At 60.9% G+C, this 15059-nt stretch carries 13 protein-coding genes; 11 read left to right on the plus strand and 2 right to left on the minus strand.

Features of this window, described 5'->3' with window-relative positions:
• Positions 1 to 114: 114 nt before the first annotated feature.
• On the plus strand, positions 115 to 432 hold the full coding sequence (locus tag HX811_RS19180; RefSeq protein WP_003212149.1) for a Rieske (2Fe-2S) protein: 318 nt from the start codon (positions 115 to 117) through the stop codon (positions 430 to 432).
• On the opposite strand, the gene sfsA is transcribed toward HX811_RS19180, so the two are convergent.
• A complete protein-coding gene (gene sfsA / locus HX811_RS19185) occupies positions 429 to 1142 on the minus strand; it encodes a DNA/RNA nuclease SfsA (RefSeq protein ID WP_003212151.1) in 714 nt (237 codons plus the stop codon). The two genes, HX811_RS19180 and sfsA, sit on opposite strands and share 4 nt — an antisense overlap.
• The gene (locus HX811_RS19190) at positions 1142 to 2314 is read right to left on the minus strand and encodes a pyridoxal phosphate-dependent aminotransferase (protein WP_008436881.1); all 1173 of its coding nucleotides are present in this window, start codon (positions 2312 to 2314) and stop codon (positions 1142 to 1144) included. The genes sfsA and HX811_RS19190 overlap by 1 nt, the downstream gene beginning before the upstream one ends.
• 321 nt (positions 2315 to 2635) lie before the next feature.
• On the opposite strand from HX811_RS19190, the gene dksA reads away from it, so the two are divergent.
• The 10 genes from dksA (at position 2636) to pgi (ending at position 15055) form a co-directional block, all read left to right on the plus strand.
• The gene (gene dksA, locus HX811_RS19195) at positions 2636 to 3070 is read left to right on the plus strand and encodes an RNA polymerase-binding protein DksA (protein WP_003212154.1); all 435 of its coding nucleotides are present in this window, start codon (positions 2636 to 2638) and stop codon (positions 3068 to 3070) included.
• An 84-nt stretch (positions 3071 to 3154) separates the two neighbouring features.
• On the plus strand, positions 3155 to 4042 hold the full coding sequence (gluQRS, locus tag HX811_RS19200) for a tRNA glutamyl-Q(34) synthetase GluQRS (RefSeq protein ID WP_177037051.1): 888 nt from the start codon (positions 3155 to 3157) through the stop codon (positions 4040 to 4042).
• A gap of 62 nt (positions 4043 to 4104) precedes the next feature.
• Entirely contained in the window at positions 4105 to 4281 is a 177-nt protein-coding gene (locus HX811_RS19205) for a hypothetical protein (RefSeq protein ID WP_003176118.1), read from the plus strand.
• Positions 4265 to 7219, plus strand: coding sequence for a sensor histidine kinase (locus tag HX811_RS19210; RefSeq protein ID WP_023659379.1), 2955 nt, complete (start codon positions 4265 to 4267; stop codon positions 7217 to 7219). Before HX811_RS19205 ends, HX811_RS19210 begins: the two co-directional genes overlap by 17 nt.
• Positions 7220 to 7241: 22 nt before the next feature.
• A complete protein-coding gene (locus tag HX811_RS19215; protein WP_003212159.1) occupies positions 7242 to 8681 on the plus strand; it encodes a sigma-54 dependent transcriptional regulator in 1440 nt (479 codons plus the stop codon).
• Between the two features lie 711 nt (positions 8682 to 9392).
• Positions 9393 to 10799, plus strand: a complete 1407-nt coding sequence (locus tag HX811_RS19220; protein WP_003212161.1) for a polynucleotide adenylyltransferase PcnB — start codon at positions 9393 to 9395, stop codon at positions 10797 to 10799.
• 4 nt (positions 10800 to 10803) lie between these two features.
• On the plus strand, positions 10804 to 11301 hold the full coding sequence (folK, locus tag HX811_RS19225) for a 2-amino-4-hydroxy-6-hydroxymethyldihydropteridine diphosphokinase (protein ID WP_177046906.1): 498 nt from the start codon (positions 10804 to 10806) through the stop codon (positions 11299 to 11301).
• A 215-nt stretch (positions 11302 to 11516) separates the two neighbouring features.
• Complete coding sequence (gene panB / locus HX811_RS19230) at positions 11517 to 12317, plus strand: 3-methyl-2-oxobutanoate hydroxymethyltransferase (protein WP_008436874.1); 801 nt, start codon at positions 11517 to 11519, stop codon at positions 12315 to 12317.
• On the plus strand, positions 12314 to 13165 hold the full coding sequence (gene panC, locus HX811_RS19235) for a pantoate--beta-alanine ligase (RefSeq protein ID WP_177046908.1): 852 nt from the start codon (positions 12314 to 12316) through the stop codon (positions 13163 to 13165). Before panB ends, panC begins: the two co-directional genes overlap by 4 nt.
• Before the next feature lie 225 nt (positions 13166 to 13390).
• On the plus strand, positions 13391 to 15055 hold the full coding sequence (gene pgi, locus HX811_RS19240; RefSeq protein WP_003212168.1) for a glucose-6-phosphate isomerase: 1665 nt from the start codon (positions 13391 to 13393) through the stop codon (positions 15053 to 15055).
• Positions 15056 to 15059: the final 4 nt, after the last annotated feature.

A 15059-nucleotide genomic window follows, 5' to 3' on the forward strand; every position in this document is an offset into this window, starting at 1 on the left:
TACGGGCGAAGCCGGCATTTGATAATTGTTTGCATTTGCACGTCAAGCACCGGGCTCTGCGGCAAAAACCAGGATAGCCTTGCAGCCCGCAAACGGCGGCACTTAAGGATCGATATGAAGTTTCTCTGCGCCTCCAGCGAACTCGCACCCAACGCCAGCCTCGGTTTCGATATCGACGGCCGCAAGCTGTTTGCCGTGCGCCGCGAAGGCATTGCCTACTTCTATATCAACCGCTGCCCACATCGCGGGGTGCCGCTGGAATGGCAGCCGCACCAGTTCCTCGACCCCAGCGCCAGCCTGATCCAGTGCGCCACCCATGGCGCGCTGTTCCTGATCGAAAGCGGTGAGTGCGTCGCCGGCCCTTGCGCCGGCCAGAGCCTGACAGCCCTGCCCGGCCGCGAGGACGAACAAGGCCTGTGGGTACAACTCTAGTCGCCGAGCAATACTTCCAGCCGGCGATCGACGCAGATTTCCTCTGACGTTACTCGCACGCCATAGGCCAGCACCTCGACGCCCGCCGCCTTGGCCTCACGCAACGCTGCCGCGTAACCGGCATCAATTTCTTCGGCAGGACGCACCGCATCGATCCCCGAGAGGTTGACGCAGTACAACTGCACTGCCCGTACACCCTCACGCGCCAGATGCGCCAGCTCACGCAGATGCTTGGCACCGCGCTGGGTCACGGCATCGGGAAACGCCGCCGTCGAGGTCCCGTCAAACCCGAGGGTGACGCTTTTGACTTCGACATACGCCGCGCCCGCCGGGTAGTCCAGGCGGAAATCGATCCGGCTGTTTTCCTGGCCGTAGGCGACTTCGCGTTTCAAGGCAGTAAAGCCATTGAGCTCGGTGATAACCCCCGCGCGCAGCGCTTCTTCAACCAACTGATTGGCCCGCGCCGTGTTCACACACGCCAGGCGCCCTTGTGGGGTTTCGCTGATTTCCCAGGTGCCTGGCAGCTTGCGCTTGGGGTCATTGGAGCGGCTGAACCAGACCTGGCCACCTTCCACCATGCAGTTGAACATCGAGCCGGTGTTCGGGCAGTGAATGGTCAACAACTCGCCGGTAACGGTTTCGATATCGGCGAGAAAACGCTTGTAGCGGCGGATCAGCCGGCCTTCTTCGAGGGGAGGATTAAAGCGCATCAGCCTTGCCAACTCCGCAGGCCGCGAGCTATCCGTTCAACGGCTTGCTGTAGGCGATCAAGGTTTTGCGTATAGGCAAAACGCACATGGTGACCGGCTTGATAACGGCCGAAATCCAGGCCCGGCGTGAACGCAACGTGCTCGGTTTCGAGGAAGTGCCGGCAGAACGCGAAGGCATCGCCGCCAAATGCGCTGATATCGGCATACAGGTAGAACGCGCCTTCCGGCTCCACGGCAATACCGAAACCCAATTCGCGCAGCGCTGGCAGCAGGAAGTCGCGACGCCGGCCAAACTCGGCCCGGCGGTCTTCAAGAATGTTCAATGTTTGCGGGGTAAAGCAGGCCAGGGCCGCATGCTGGGCCATGCTCGGCGCGCTGATGTAGAGATTCTGCGCCAGCTTCTCCAGCTCACCCACCGCAGCAGGCGGCGCCACCAGCCAGCCCAGGCGCCAGCCGGTCATTCCGAAATACTTCGAAAAACTATTTAAGACGAAGGCTTCATCGTCGACTTCCAGCACGCTGGCGGCATCGGTGCCGTAGGTCAGGCCGTGGTAGATCTCATCCACCACCAAATGCCCATTGCGCGCCTTGATGGCGCTCGACAACCCCGCCAACTCGTCCCGCGTCAGGATGGTACCGGTAGGGTTGGCAGGCGACGCGACCAACGCGCCCACGCTGTCCTGATCCCAATGGCGCGCCACCAGGTCGGCGGTCAGTTGATAACGCACCTCGGGGCCCACCGGGACCAGTTGGGCCGCGCCCTCCACCAGCCGCAGGAAGTGGCGGTTGCAGGGGTAGCCTGGGTCTGCCAGCAGCCAGTGCTTGCCGGGATCCACCAGCAGGCTGCTCGCCAGCAACAAGGCTCCCGAGCCGCCGGGTGTAATCAGGATTCGCTCGGGATCGATGCTCAACCCGTAGCGCTGCTGGTAGAAACCGCTGATGGCTTGCCGCAACTCCGGTAGCCCGCGGGCCGCGGTATAGCGGGTCTTGCCATTGGCCAGCGCCGCCTGCCCGGCCTTGATGATGGGCTCGGCGGTGGTGAAGTCCGGCTCGCCGATTTCCAGGTGAATCACGTCGTGACCGGCGGCCTGCAATTCATTGGCCCGCGCCAGCAACGCCATGACATGGAAAGGTTCGATAGCGCGGCTGCGCGCACTGTAGGGCTGAGCCATTAGCCTTCCTTAACTCTGAGGACAAACCCCGATTCTACCCAACCCGCCGCGCAAAACCTGCTCTATTGCCCCAAGACATGTAGCAAGCACGGCAAGCAACTACCTGCAAAACAGCTAAAATCAACATTCGAGACCGTACAAGCCCGCCCTGCTGGGGCCTGCGGCGGTTTGCAAGCCTCAGGAGACGGTGCCTCGACAACCGGGAGTGGCGCACCCCGAATCTATCTGGTAAGTTCGCCCGCTTGCAGCCGCAGGGCCGGCAGGTGTCGGTGATGTTGCAATCCTGCGCAATGGATTAGAAGAGTGAGAGGCGGTCCATTCATGCCCACCCAAGCAAAGCAACAGAGCATCAGCGGCTTCCAACCCTACGTCGAGGCGAAGGGTGAGGAATACATGGGCAAGCCCATGCGCGAACACTTCTCCAAGATCCTGAAGCAGTGGAAACAGGACTTGATGCAAGAGGTTGACCGTACCGTTGACCATATGAAGGACGAAGCGGCCAACTTCCCGGACCCGGCAGACCGTGCCAGCCAGGAAGAAGAGTTCGCCCTTGAACTGCGCGCCCGTGATCGCGAGCGCAAGCTGATCAAGAAGATCGACAAGACCCTGCAACTCATCGAAGACGAAGAGTACGGCTGGTGCGAGTCCTGCGGCGTCGAGATCGGTATTCGCCGCCTGGAAGCGCGTCCTACCGCCGACCTGTGCGTGGACTGCAAGACCTTGGCTGAAATCAAGGAAAAACAGGTCGGCAAGTAATCACTGCCGGGCTGGACAAATGGGGCGTGCGAACGCCCCATTTTTGTTTCTGGCGTTTGCTGGTTTTCCAGTAATATCCGGCCCATGACAGCCTCCTCCTATATCGGGCGTTTCGCCCCCACGCCCAGCGGACACCTGCACTTCGGTTCCCTGGTCGCCGCCCTCGCCTCCTACCTCGACGCCCGTGCCAACCAAGGCCGCTGGCTGATGCGCATGGAAGACCTCGATCCGCCACGGGAAGAGCCCGGCGCCCAGGCCGCCATCCTGAATGCCCTGGAACGCTATGGTTTTGAATGGGACGGGGAGTTGGTCCGACAAAGCGAGCGGCACGATGCCTACGCTGACGTGCTCAACCGCCTGTTCAATCACGGCCTGGCCTACGCCTGCACCTGTTCGCGCAAACAACTGGAACCCTACAACGGGATTTATCCCGGCCTGTGCCGCAATGCCGGGCATGACCAGCAAGATGCTGCCATTCGTCTGCGGGTGCCGGAGTTGGAGTACCACTTTACCGACCGTGTACAAGGCGAATTCCGACAGCATCTGGGTCGCGACGTAGGCGACTTCATCATCCGCCGTCGCGACGGCCTGTATGCCTACCAACTGGCGGTAGTCCTCGATGATGCCTGGCAAGGTGTGACTGACATCGTGCGTGGCGCCGACCTGCTCGACTCCACGCCGCGCCAACTGTATCTGCAAGAACTGCTGGGCCTGCGCCAACCGCGTTACCTGCATGTGCCGTTGATCATCCAGCCGGACGGTAACAAGCTGGGCAAATCCTACCGCTCACCGCCCTTGACCACTGATCAGGCCACGCCTTTGCTGTTAAGAGCACTGCGCGCCCTGGGCCAGCCGGCGGGCGACGAACTGCACCACGCCAGCCCACGGGAACTGCTGGATTGGGGCATTCAACACTGGGATGCCACACAGATCCCGCGCACACTCACGCTGGCCGAAGCGCAATTGCGCTGAAGGCGCTTGCAGCTTGCGAGCCATCCGTTACCATCGCCGCAGTTTTTCAATCAGAGGCCAACATGTACATCTATCGATTGGTCCTGCTGCTGGTCGTCGGGATCTACCTGTTTTCTCCCGCCATCATGGATTGGTGGATCGACGCCACAGGCGCCTGGTACCGGCCCTATCTGCTTTGGCTGATTCTGATCGTCGTGACTTTCATCCTGCAGAGCCAAAAAGATGCCGATGAGCTTTAGCCTGACCGAGATGCTGCTGATCAGCGCCGCCTACCTGGCCGCGTTGTTCGGGGTAGCCTGGATCAGTGAACGCGGGATGATTCCGCGGGCGATCATTCGCCATCCGTTGACCTACACCTTGTCCTTGGGCGTGTACGCGAGTGCCTGGGCGTTTTATGGCACCGTGGGCCTGGCCTATCAGTACGGTTACGGCTTTCTGTCCAGTTATCTCGGGGTGTCCGGCGCGTTTTTGCTGGCGCCGGTGCTGTTGTATCCGATCCTGAAAATCACCCGCACCTATCAGTTGTCGTCCCTGGCCGACCTGTTTGCGTTCCGTTTTCGCAGTACCTGGGCCGGTGCGCTGACCACGATTTTCATGCTGATCGGCGTGCTGCCGTTGCTGGCATTGCAGATCCAGGCCGTGGCTGACTCCATCAGCATCCTGACCCGCGAACCGGTGCAACACCGCGTGGCATTGAGCTTCTGCGCGCTGATCACTCTGTTCACGATTTTCTTCGGCTCACGGCATATCGCCACCCGTGAGAAACATGAAGGACTGGTGTTTGCGATTGCGTTTGAATCGGTGATCAAGCTGATCGCCATCGGCGGTGTCGGTCTGTATGCGTTGTATGGCGTATTCGACGGCCCGCAACAGCTGGAACTGTGGCTGCTGCAAAACCAGACCGCCCTGGCCGCACTGCACACGCCGTTGCAGGAAGGCCCATGGCGCACGCTGCTTTTGGTGTTCTTCGCCTCGGCGATTGTGATGCCGCACATGTACCACATGACCTTCACCGAAAACCTCAACCCGCGCTCGCTGGTCAGCGCCAGCTGGGGCTTGCCGCTGTTCCTGCTGTTGATGAGCCTGGCGGTGCCGCTGATCCTGTGGGCCGGCCTGAAACTTGGCGCCACCACCAATCCCGAATACTTCACGCTGGGCGTGGGTATTGCCGCCAACAGCAAATCCCTCGCATTGCTGGCCTATGTCGGCGGATTATCGGCCTCCAGCGGGCTGATCATCGTCAGTACCCTGGCGCTGTCGGGGATGGCGCTGAATCACCTGGTGCTGCCGCTCTACCAGCCGCCGGCCGAAGGCAATATCTACCGCTGGCTGAAATGGACCCGCCGGGCCCTGATCGTCGCGATCATCATGGCCGGCTATGGCTTCTACCTGTTGCTGGGTGCAGAACAGGACCTGGCCAACCTGGGCATCGTTGCCTTCGTTGCCACCTTGCAGTTCCTGCCGGGCGTGCTGTCGGTGCTGTACTGGCCGACCGCCAACCGCCGAGGCTTTATCGCCGGTTTGCTCGCCGGGATCCTGGTGTGGACCGTGACCATGCTGCTGCCGCTGGTGGGCAACCTGCAGGGCTTCTACATCCCGCTGCTGAACATGATCTACGTGCTGGATGACACCAGTTGGCACATGGCGGCAATCGCCTCGCTGGCGGCCAACGTGCTGATGTTCACCCTGATCTCGCTGTTCACCAACGCCAGCCCCGAAGAAACCAGCGCCGCCGAAGCCTGCGCAGTGGACAACGTCCGTCGCCCGCAACGCCGCGAACTGCACGCCGCCTCACCCCAGGAATTCGCCACGCAACTGGCCAAGCCGCTGGGCGCCAAGGCCGCACAAAAGGAGGTCGAGCAGGCCCTGCGCGATCTCTACCTGCCGTTCGACGAGCGCCGGCCTTATGCCCTGCGCCGCCTGCGGGACCGTATAGAAGCCAACCTTTCCGGCCTGATGGGCCCGAGCGTGTCCCAGGACATGGTCGAGACCTTCCTGCCCTACAAGGCCGGCGGCGAAAACTACGTGACCGAAGACATCCACTTCATCGAGAGCCGGCTGGAGGATTACCACTCCCGCCTCACTGGCCTTGCCGCCGAACTCGACGCCCTGCGCCGCTATCACCGCCAGACGTTGCAGGAACTGCCGATGGGCGTCTGCTCCCTGGCCAAGGATCAAGAGATCCTGATGTGGAACAAGGCCATGGAAGAGCTCACCGGCATCGCCGCCCAACGTGTGGTGGGCTCGCGCCTGAACACCATTGGCGACCCGTGGAAAGAATTGCTCCAGGGCTTCATCAACCTGCCCGACGAACACTTGCACAAACAGCACCTGGCGCTGGATGGCCAGACCCGCTGGCTCAACCTGCACAAGGCCGCCATCGACGAGCCACTGGCGCCCGGCAACAGCGGCCTGGTGCTGCTGGTGGAAGACCTGACCGAAACCCAGATGCTCGAAGACAAGCTGGTGCACTCCGAGCGCCTGGCCAGCATCGGGCGCCTGGCCGCGGGTGTGGCCCATGAAATCGGCAATCCGATCACCGGTATCGCCTGCCTCGCGCAAAACCTGCGGGAAGAGCGCGAAGAAGACGGCGAAATCATCGAAATCAGCGGGCAGATTCTCGAGCAGACCAAGCGTGTTTCGCGCATCGTGCAGTCGCTGATGAGCTTTGCCCACGCGGGCGCCCATCAGAATCACGACGAAGCGGTGTGCCTGGCCGAAGTGGCCCAGGATGCCATTGGGCTGCTGGCCTTGAACCGGCGCAATTTCGAAGTACAGTTCTTCAACCTGTGCGACCCGGAACACTGGGTCGACGGTGATTCACAACGCCTGGCCCAAGTGCTGATCAACCTGCTGTCCAACGCCCGCGACGCATCGCCGGCCGGCAGCGCAGTACGGGTCAAGAGCGAGGCTTTCGAGCACACGGTCGATCTGATCGTCGAGGACGAAGGCAGCGGCATTCCACAGAACATCATGGATCGATTGTTCGAACCCTTCTTCACCACCAAGGATCCGGGTGAAGGTACCGGTCTGGGCCTTGCACTGGTCTATTCCATCGTTGAAGAGCATTATGGACAAATCACCATCGACAGCCCGGCTGACACCGAAAGCCAACGCGGCACCCGTATTCGGGTGACCTTGCCGCGTCATGTCGAAGCGACGTCCGCTGTGAACTGAGACCGTCGAGAGAGTTGAATCAATGCCGCACATTTTGATCGTCGAAGACGAAACCATTATCCGCTCTGCCTTGCGTCGCCTGCTTGAACGTAATCAATACCAGGTCAGCGAAGCCGGCTCGGTGCAGGAAGCCCAAGAGCGTTTCAGCATTCCCACGTTCGACCTGATCGTCAGTGACCTGCGTTTGCCAGGCGCCCCCGGCACCGAGCTGATCAAGCTCGGCCAAGGCACTCCGGTGCTGATCATGACCAGCTACGCCAGCCTGCGCTCGGCCGTGGACTCCATGAAGATGGGCGCGGTGGACTACATCGCCAAGCCCTTCGACCACGACGAAATGCTCCAGGCCGTAGCGCGCATCCTGCGTGACCGTCAATCGGCCAGCAGCGCACCGGCTGAACGCCCGGCAGCGGGCAAGGCCGCCAATGGTTCTGAAAAACCCGGTATTGACAACAGTAACGGCGAAATCGGCATCATCGGCTCCTGCCCACCCATGCAGGACCTTTACAGCAAGATCCGCAAAGTAGCGCCAACCGACTCCAATGTACTGATCCAGGGCGAGTCCGGTACCGGTAAAGAACTGGTGGCCCGTGCCCTGCACAACCTGTCCAAGCGCGCCAAGGCACCGATGATCTCGGTGAACTGCGCGGCGATCCCCGAATCCCTGATCGAATCCGAATTGTTCGGCCATGAAAAAGGCGCCTTTACCGGCGCCAGTGCTGGCCGTGCGGGTTTGGTTGAAGCCGCCGACGGCGGCACGCTGTTCCTCGACGAGATTGGCGAACTGCCGCTGGAAGCCCAGGCACGCTTGCTGCGGGTACTCCAGGAAGGCGAAATACGCCGCGTCGGTTCGGTACAGTCGCAAAAGGTCGACGTACGCCTGATTGCGGCCACTCACCGTGACCTGAAGAGCTTGGCCAAGATTGGCCAGTTCCGTGAAGACCTTTATTACCGCCTGCACGTGATCGCTCTCAAACTGCCGGCCCTGCGTGAGCGCGGCGCTGACGTCAACGAAATCGCCACGGCCTTCCTGGCGCGCCAGAGTGCGCGCATCAACCGTACCGACCTGAAGTTTGCTGCCGATGCCGAGCAGGCGATTCGTCACTACTCCTGGCCGGGTAACGTGCGGGAGCTGGAAAACGCGGTAGAGCGTGCGGTGATTCTGTCGGAGAGCCCGGAAATTTCCGCCGAGCTGCTGGGGATCGATATCGAGCTCAGCGACCTGGATGATGATGACTTCATCGGTTTGCCACCACAGCAAGGTGGCGGCAGTAACAACAGCCACGAGCCGACGGAAGATTTGTCACTGGAAGATTACTTCCAGCATTTCGTGCTGGAGCACCAGGACCACATGACCGAGACCGAACTGGCGCGCAAACTGGGCGTCAGCCGTAAATGCCTGTGGGAACGGCGCCAGCGCCTGGGTATCCCGCGGCGCAAGACCGGGGTTGCCAGCGAAAGCTGAGTGGGTCGCCCCCATAGGTAACACCCGCAGATGTGAAAAAACTGTTACCGCTGATTTTTCACGTAACAAAAGCCGGGGCTTACGGTAACGAAGCCCCGGCTTTTTTTCGCCTACAAAAAACCCGAAAACGCCCCGAACCCCTTATTTTGCTGGGCCTCGCAAAAGTTGGCACGCACCCTGCTATATGCTTAGTACAAAAACAATAACAAGCAAATGTACAAGACAATAAAAATAAGACGAATCGACTCACGCATAACAAAAACAACACGGCGGAGGCGCAGCTAACTGATTCTTTTGGAGAGGCGTTGCATTTGGGGCTTGCCCCGCAACCAGGCCGAGAACAACAAAAACTGCCCTAAGGCAGAGCCTGAACTGGTTGGATCGTAGATCAGCAACACAGCGACCAAAGCAATCCGTTTGCTCTTGGCTCCCGATTGGGAGTGTCATGAAGGTGAAGCTTCATGGCGAGGGCGATCAACAAAAACAAGAAGCCCGAAACCAATAATAAAAATAGAGCACGCAACTACTTCTGGGGGAGCTTCGGCTCCCCTTGTAGTTTCCGCGATTTGGCACCTGCCACCCTTCTTTTAAGCTTCTGGCTCAAGCCTTGCAGCTAGTTCCTACACCATCCCCTGACTAAATGCTAGAATCCCGGCCCATCATGCGGTCATTCTTCGTTATGGCCGAACATTCCTTCAAACAGTGCATCCCATGCTGAAGAAGTTGTTCCAGTCATTCCGTTCTCCCTTGCGTCGTACGCAACACAAACGCAGCACGCCTGAAGTGCTCAATAGCAGCCAGCATTCGCTGCAACGCGCCCAGTTCAGCCGTTATGCGGTGAACATCGTCGAACGTTTGCAGAACGCCGGCTACCAGGCCTACCTGGTTGGCGGTTGCGTGCGCGACATGTTGCTCAATATCACTCCCAAGGATTTCGACGTCGCCACCAGCGCCACGCCGGAACAAGTGCGTGCCGAATTCCGCAATGCGCGGATCATCGGCCGGCGCTTCAAGTTGGTGCACATCCACTTTGGTCGCGAGATCATCGAGGTCGCGACCTTCCGCGCCAACCATCCGCAAAACGATGAAGAAGAAGACACTAACCAGTCTTCCCGCAACGAAAGCGGGCGCATCCTGCGGGACAACGTCTATGGCACCCTGGAAGAAGACGCGCAGCGCCGCGACTTCACCATCAATGCCCTGTATTACGACCCGGTCAGTGAGCGCATCCTCGATTACGCCAATGGCGTACACGACATCCGCAACAACCTGCTGCGCCTGATCGGCGACCCGACGCAACGCTACCAGGAAGACCCGGTGCGCATGCTGCGGGCCGTGCGTTTCGCCGCCAAGCTGAACTTCGGCATCGAGAAGCACACGGCCGCGCCGATTCGCGACCTGGCGCCGATGCTGCGGGAAATTCCCTCGGCCCGGTTGTTCGAAGAGGTGCTCAAGCTGTTCCTCTCCGGCTATGCTGCCGACACCTTCGAAATGCTGGTAGACCTGCAGTTGTTCGACCCACTGTTCCCGGCCAGCGCCGAAGCACTGGAGTACAACCCGACCTACACCCACACGCTGATCAGCGAAGCCTTGATCAACACCGACCTGCGCATCAAGCAGAACAAACCGGTAACCCCGGCGTTCCTGTTCGCCGCCCTGTTGTGGCCAGCGCTTCCAAAACGCGTCATGCGCTTGCAAGACCGTGGCATGCCGGCAATTCCGGCCATGCAGGAAGCCGCTCACGAGCTGATCGCCGAGCAATGCCAGCGCATCGCCATCCCGAAACGCTTCACCATGCCGATCCGCGAGATCTGGGACATGCAGGAGCGCCTGCCACGCCGCAGCGGCAAACGCGCCGATCTGCTGCTGGACAACCCGCGCTTCCGTGCCGGCTATGACTTCCTGCTGCTGCGCGAAAGCGCCGGCGAGCAGACCGACGGCCTGGGCGAATGGTGGACCGACTACCAGGACGCCAACGACAGCCAGCGCCGCGAGATGATCAAAGAGCTCAGCAGCAAAGGCGAAGCCACCGGCGATGGTCCGAAAAAACGTCGCCGCAGCAGTGGCAGCAAGCGCAAACGCAGCGCTGGCGATTCATCGAGCGCGTCGGGCGAGTAAGCACGTGGAACGTATCTACGTCGGCATGGGCAGCAACCTGGCTGCCCCTGAGCAACAATTGCGCGACGCCATCGAGGCCCTCGCGCAATTGCCGGACACCATGCTGGCGGGCGTCTCCGCCTTCTATCAAAGTGATTCCCTGCTCCCGGGCCAGCCGCGCTATACCAATGCGGTCGCGGCCCTGGACAGCGCCCTGGCACCACTGGAACTGCTCGATGCGCTGCAAGCCATCGAGAATGACCAGGGCCGCGAGCGTCTTGAGCGTTGGGGCCCGCGCACCCTGGACCTGGATGTCCTGGTGTTTGGCGACCGGCTGATCGATGAGCCGCGCCTGAAGGTGCCGCACTATCAAATGCACCTGCGGGCGTTCGTGCTTTACCCGCTGGCAGAACTGGCCCCGGCCAGCCTGCAACTGGCCGATGGCCGCCTGCTCGGCGACCTGCTGGATGCCTGCCCGTTTGTCGGCCTGGAACGCCTGGCGCCTGCTGAATCGCATCAGTAACAGCGGTAACACCACCGCCGTAACAATGCGGTAACACATCCAATTGACTTCCAGAGTCCTCCTCACGACTATAGGCGTCCCGCTGCCGCCTACCCGGCGCTAAAGGGCGCAATCCAGGCCTTATAAGCACTGATCCTTAAGAAAGTGCGCCTGTATAAACGAAGACTCACGCGCGTTACTCGCTGTTTCCAAGCGCCTGAATGAGGACCCTTTTCATGCCAAACGTTACCCTGAGCACCTTGCAGAGCCTCAAGCTCAAAGGTGAAAAGATCACCATGCTGACCTGCTACGACGCCACTTTTGCCCAGGCCAGCAGCCAGGCAGGAGTTGAAGTGTTGCTGGTGGGGGACTCCCTGGGCATGGTTCTACAAGGGAATGACAGCACCCTGCCCGTGACCAACGATGAAATCGCCTACCACACGGCCTGCGTCAAACGCGGCAACGAAGGCGCCTTCATCATTGCCGACCTGCCCTTCATGGCCGATGCCACCATCGAACAGACCCTGACCAACAGTGCTCAACTGATGCGTGCCGGTGCACACATGATCAAGGTTGAAGGTGCCGCCTGGCTCGCCGAGTCGATTCGTTTGCTGGCTGAACGCGGCGTGCCGGTTTGCGCGCACATGGGCCTGACGCCACAGTCAGTGAATATCCTCGGCGGCTACAAGGTACAAGGCCGCGGCGAAGCCCAGGCGCGCCAGATGCGGGCTGACGCCATTGCCCTTGAACAGGCCGGTGCGTGCATGATTCTGCTGGAGTGCGTGCCAAGCGAGCTGGCAGCGGAAATCACCCAGGCCGTTAAAGTACCGGTGATCGGTATCGGCGCCGGTTCTGCCACAGACGGCCAGGTATTGGTACTGCATGACATGCTGGGCCTGTCCCTTACCGGCCGCGTGCCCAAGTTCGTGAAGAACTTCATGGCGGGCCAGGACAGCATCCAATCAGCCCTCGCCGCCTACGTCAGCGAAGTCAAAGCCGTCACCTTCCCGGGCGCCGAACACGGATTCTCCGCATGAACACCGTCAAGACCGTGCGCGAACTGCGCGCCGCCGTCACCCATGCCCGCAGCGCGGGCAAACGCATCGGCTTCGTGCCCACCATGGGCAACCTGCACAGCGGCCATGCCACGCTGGTCACCAAGGCTGCGCAACAAGCCGACTTCGTGGTGGCGAGCATTTTCGTCAACCCGCTGCAATTTGGCGCCGGCGAAGACCTGGACAAATACCCGCGCACCCTGGCGGCCGACCAGGAGAAGCTCTTGCAAGCCGGTTGCAACCTGCTGTTCGCCCCGACCGTCGAGGAGATGTACCCCGACGGCATGGCCGGCCAGACTCGCGTCAGCGTGCCGCAACTGTCCGAAGGCCTGTGCGGCGCCAGCCGGCCCGGGCATTTTGAAGGCGTGGCCACGGTGGTCAGCAAGCTGTTCAACATGGTCCAGCCGGACCTGGCGATCTTTGGCCAGAAGGACTACCAGCAACTGGCGGTGATTCGCGCCATGGTCCATGACCTGAACATGCCGATCCAGATTATCGGCGAGCCGACCGTGCGCGCCGACGACGGCCTCGCGCTGTCGTCGCGCAATGGTTACCTCACCGACGAACAGCGCGCGATCGCACCGGTGCTGTACCGCAGCCTCAGCCAGATCGCCACCGCCATTGAAGCGGGCGACCGCGACTTCGCCAAACTGCGCGCCGCACAGGTCCAGCAGATCGAAGCGGCAGGTTTTCGCATGGACTACCTGGAGGTTCGCCAGGGCCTGCACCTGCGTCCGGCCACCGCCGAAGACAAGGACCTGGTGATCCTGGTCGCCGCCTACCTGGGCGCCACCCGGCTGATCGACAACCTGCATCTGCACCTGAACTGACCCCGCCGCACACCCCGCCTGTTGCACTGCCTGATCGGCCGGTATAAAAAAGTACCGGCCACAGCGCAGACAAAGCCAAGACAGATCGACACGCTAGGTTTAATGTATTCGCCCTACGCTCTTCGTTGGCGTTGACCGGAGCCTGTCATCTTCACAAAGACAGGACATTCCCGGCTTTCAAGTGTCCTAAAAGCAGTCCCAGCAATAAAAAGGAAACCCGCAGCGATGGCGTACTACCGCACTCCTCATGACGTTACCGCTCTGCCCGCCTGGCAAGCGCTCAATCAACATCGCCAAGCCATGCAGGATTTCAGCATGCGCGAAGCCTTTAATGCCGATCCCCAGCGCTTTACCCAGTTCACCTTGAGCAGCTGCGGACTTTTCCTCGATTACTCGAAAAACCTGATCACCAGCGAAACCCGCGACCTGCTGGTAGGCCTGGCCAAGGAAGTCGACCTTCAGGGCGCGATCAAGTCGCTATTCAACGGCGAGCCGGTCAACTCTTCCGAAGGCCGCCCGGCGCTGCACACCGCATTGCGTCGCCCGGTGGGTGACAAGCTGTCGGTCAACGGCGTGAACATCATGCCGGACGTGCACAAGGTGCTGAACCAGATCACTGACCTGGTCGGCCGCATCCACGACGGCCTGTGGCGTGGCTACACCGAGAAGCCGATCACCGACGTGGTGAACATCGGTATCGGTGGCTCGTTCCTCGGCCCGGAGCTGGTGTCTGAAGCGCTGTTGTCCTACGCCCACAAAGGCGTGCGCTGCCATTACCTGGCAAACATCGACGGCAGCGAGTTCCACGAGCTGACCATGAAGCTGCGCGCCGAGACCACGCTGTTCATCGTCTCGTCAAAATCCTTCAACACCCTCGAAACCCTGAAAAACGCCCAGGCCGCCCGCGCCTGGTACCTGGCTCAGGGTGGCTCGGAAGCCGAGCTGTATCGCCACTTCATCGCCGTATCGAGCAACAACGCGGCGGCCGTGGCCTTCGGTATTCGCGAAGAGAACATTTTCCCGATGTGGGACTGGGTGGGCGGTCGTTACTCGCTGTGGTCGGCCATCGGCCTGCCCATCGCGCTGGCCATCGGCATGTCCAACTTCAAGGAACTGCTGTCCGGCGCCTACACCATGGACCAGCATTTCCAGACCGCTCCATTCGAGGCGAACATGCCGGTGCTGCTCGGCCTGCTGGGCGTGTGGTACGGCAACTTCTGGGGCGCGCAGAGCCACGCGATCCTGCCGTACGACCACTACCTGCGCAACATCACCAAGCACTTGCAACAGCTGGATATGGAATCCAACGGCAAGAGCGTGCGCCAGGACGGTACGCCGGTTTCCACCGACACCGGCCCGGTTATCTGGGGCGGCGTAGGCTGCAACGGTCAGCATGCTTACCACCAGCTGCTGCACCAGGGCACCCAACTGATCCCGGCCGACTTCATCGTGCCGATCGTCAGCTTCAACCCGGTCTCCGACCACCATCAGTGGCTGTACGCCAACTGCCTGTCCCAGAGCCAGGCCCTGATGCTCGGCAAGACCCGCGCCGAGGCTGAAGCCGAACTGCGCGACAAGGGCATGGACGAAGCCGAAGTGCAAAAGCTGGCACCACACAAGGTGATCCCGGGCAACCGTCCGAGCAACACCATTGTGGTTGAACGCATCAGCCCTCGCCGTCTTGGCGCACTGGTGGCGATGTATGAACACAAAGTGTTCGTGCAAAGCGTCATCTGGGGCATCAACGCGTTCGACCAGTGGGGCGTGGAGCTGGGCAAGGAGCTGGGCAAAGGCGTCTACAACCGCCTGACCGGCACCGAAGAACAGCCTGCGGACGATGCGTCCACCCAGGGGTTGATCAACTACTTCCGCGGCCGTCACCGCGGTTGATGCA

The organism is Pseudomonas sp. F8002 (assembly GCF_013385495.1).
Taxonomy (GTDB): domain Bacteria; phylum Pseudomonadota; class Gammaproteobacteria; order Pseudomonadales; family Pseudomonadaceae; genus Aquipseudomonas.

What these genes read in the sequence shown, in the direction of transcription:
- HX811_RS19220 (WP_003212161.1), top strand. Translation starts at nt 9,393, where the DNA reads ATGCTGAAGAAGTTGTTCCAGTCATTCCGTTCTCCCTTGCGTCGTACG.
- gluQRS (WP_177037051.1), top strand. Translation starts at nt 3,155, where the DNA reads ATGACAGCCTCCTCCTATATCGGGCGTTTCGCCCCCACGCCCAGCGGA.
- HX811_RS19210 (WP_023659379.1), top strand. Translation starts at nt 4,265, where the DNA reads ATGCCGATGAGCTTTAGCCTGACCGAGATGCTGCTGATCAGCGCCGCC.
- HX811_RS19215 (WP_003212159.1), top strand. Translation starts at nt 7,242, where the DNA reads ATGCCGCACATTTTGATCGTCGAAGACGAAACCATTATCCGCTCTGCC.
- HX811_RS19205 (WP_003176118.1), top strand. Translation starts at nt 4,105, where the DNA reads ATGTACATCTATCGATTGGTCCTGCTGCTGGTCGTCGGGATCTACCTG.
- panC (WP_177046908.1), top strand. Translation starts at nt 12,314, where the DNA reads ATGAACACCGTCAAGACCGTGCGCGAACTGCGCGCCGCCGTCACCCAT.
- HX811_RS19190 (WP_008436881.1), bottom strand. Translation starts at nt 2,314, where the DNA reads ATGGCTCAGCCCTACAGTGCGCGCAGCCGCGCTATCGAACCTTTCCAT.
- panB (WP_008436874.1), top strand. Translation starts at nt 11,517, where the DNA reads ATGCCAAACGTTACCCTGAGCACCTTGCAGAGCCTCAAGCTCAAAGGT.
- dksA (WP_003212154.1), top strand. Translation starts at nt 2,636, where the DNA reads ATGCCCACCCAAGCAAAGCAACAGAGCATCAGCGGCTTCCAACCCTAC.
- HX811_RS19180 (WP_003212149.1), top strand. Translation starts at nt 115, where the DNA reads ATGAAGTTTCTCTGCGCCTCCAGCGAACTCGCACCCAACGCCAGCCTC.
- pgi (WP_003212168.1), top strand. Translation starts at nt 13,391, where the DNA reads ATGGCGTACTACCGCACTCCTCATGACGTTACCGCTCTGCCCGCCTGG.
- sfsA (WP_003212151.1), bottom strand. Translation starts at nt 1,142, where the DNA reads ATGCGCTTTAATCCTCCCCTCGAAGAAGGCCGGCTGATCCGCCGCTAC.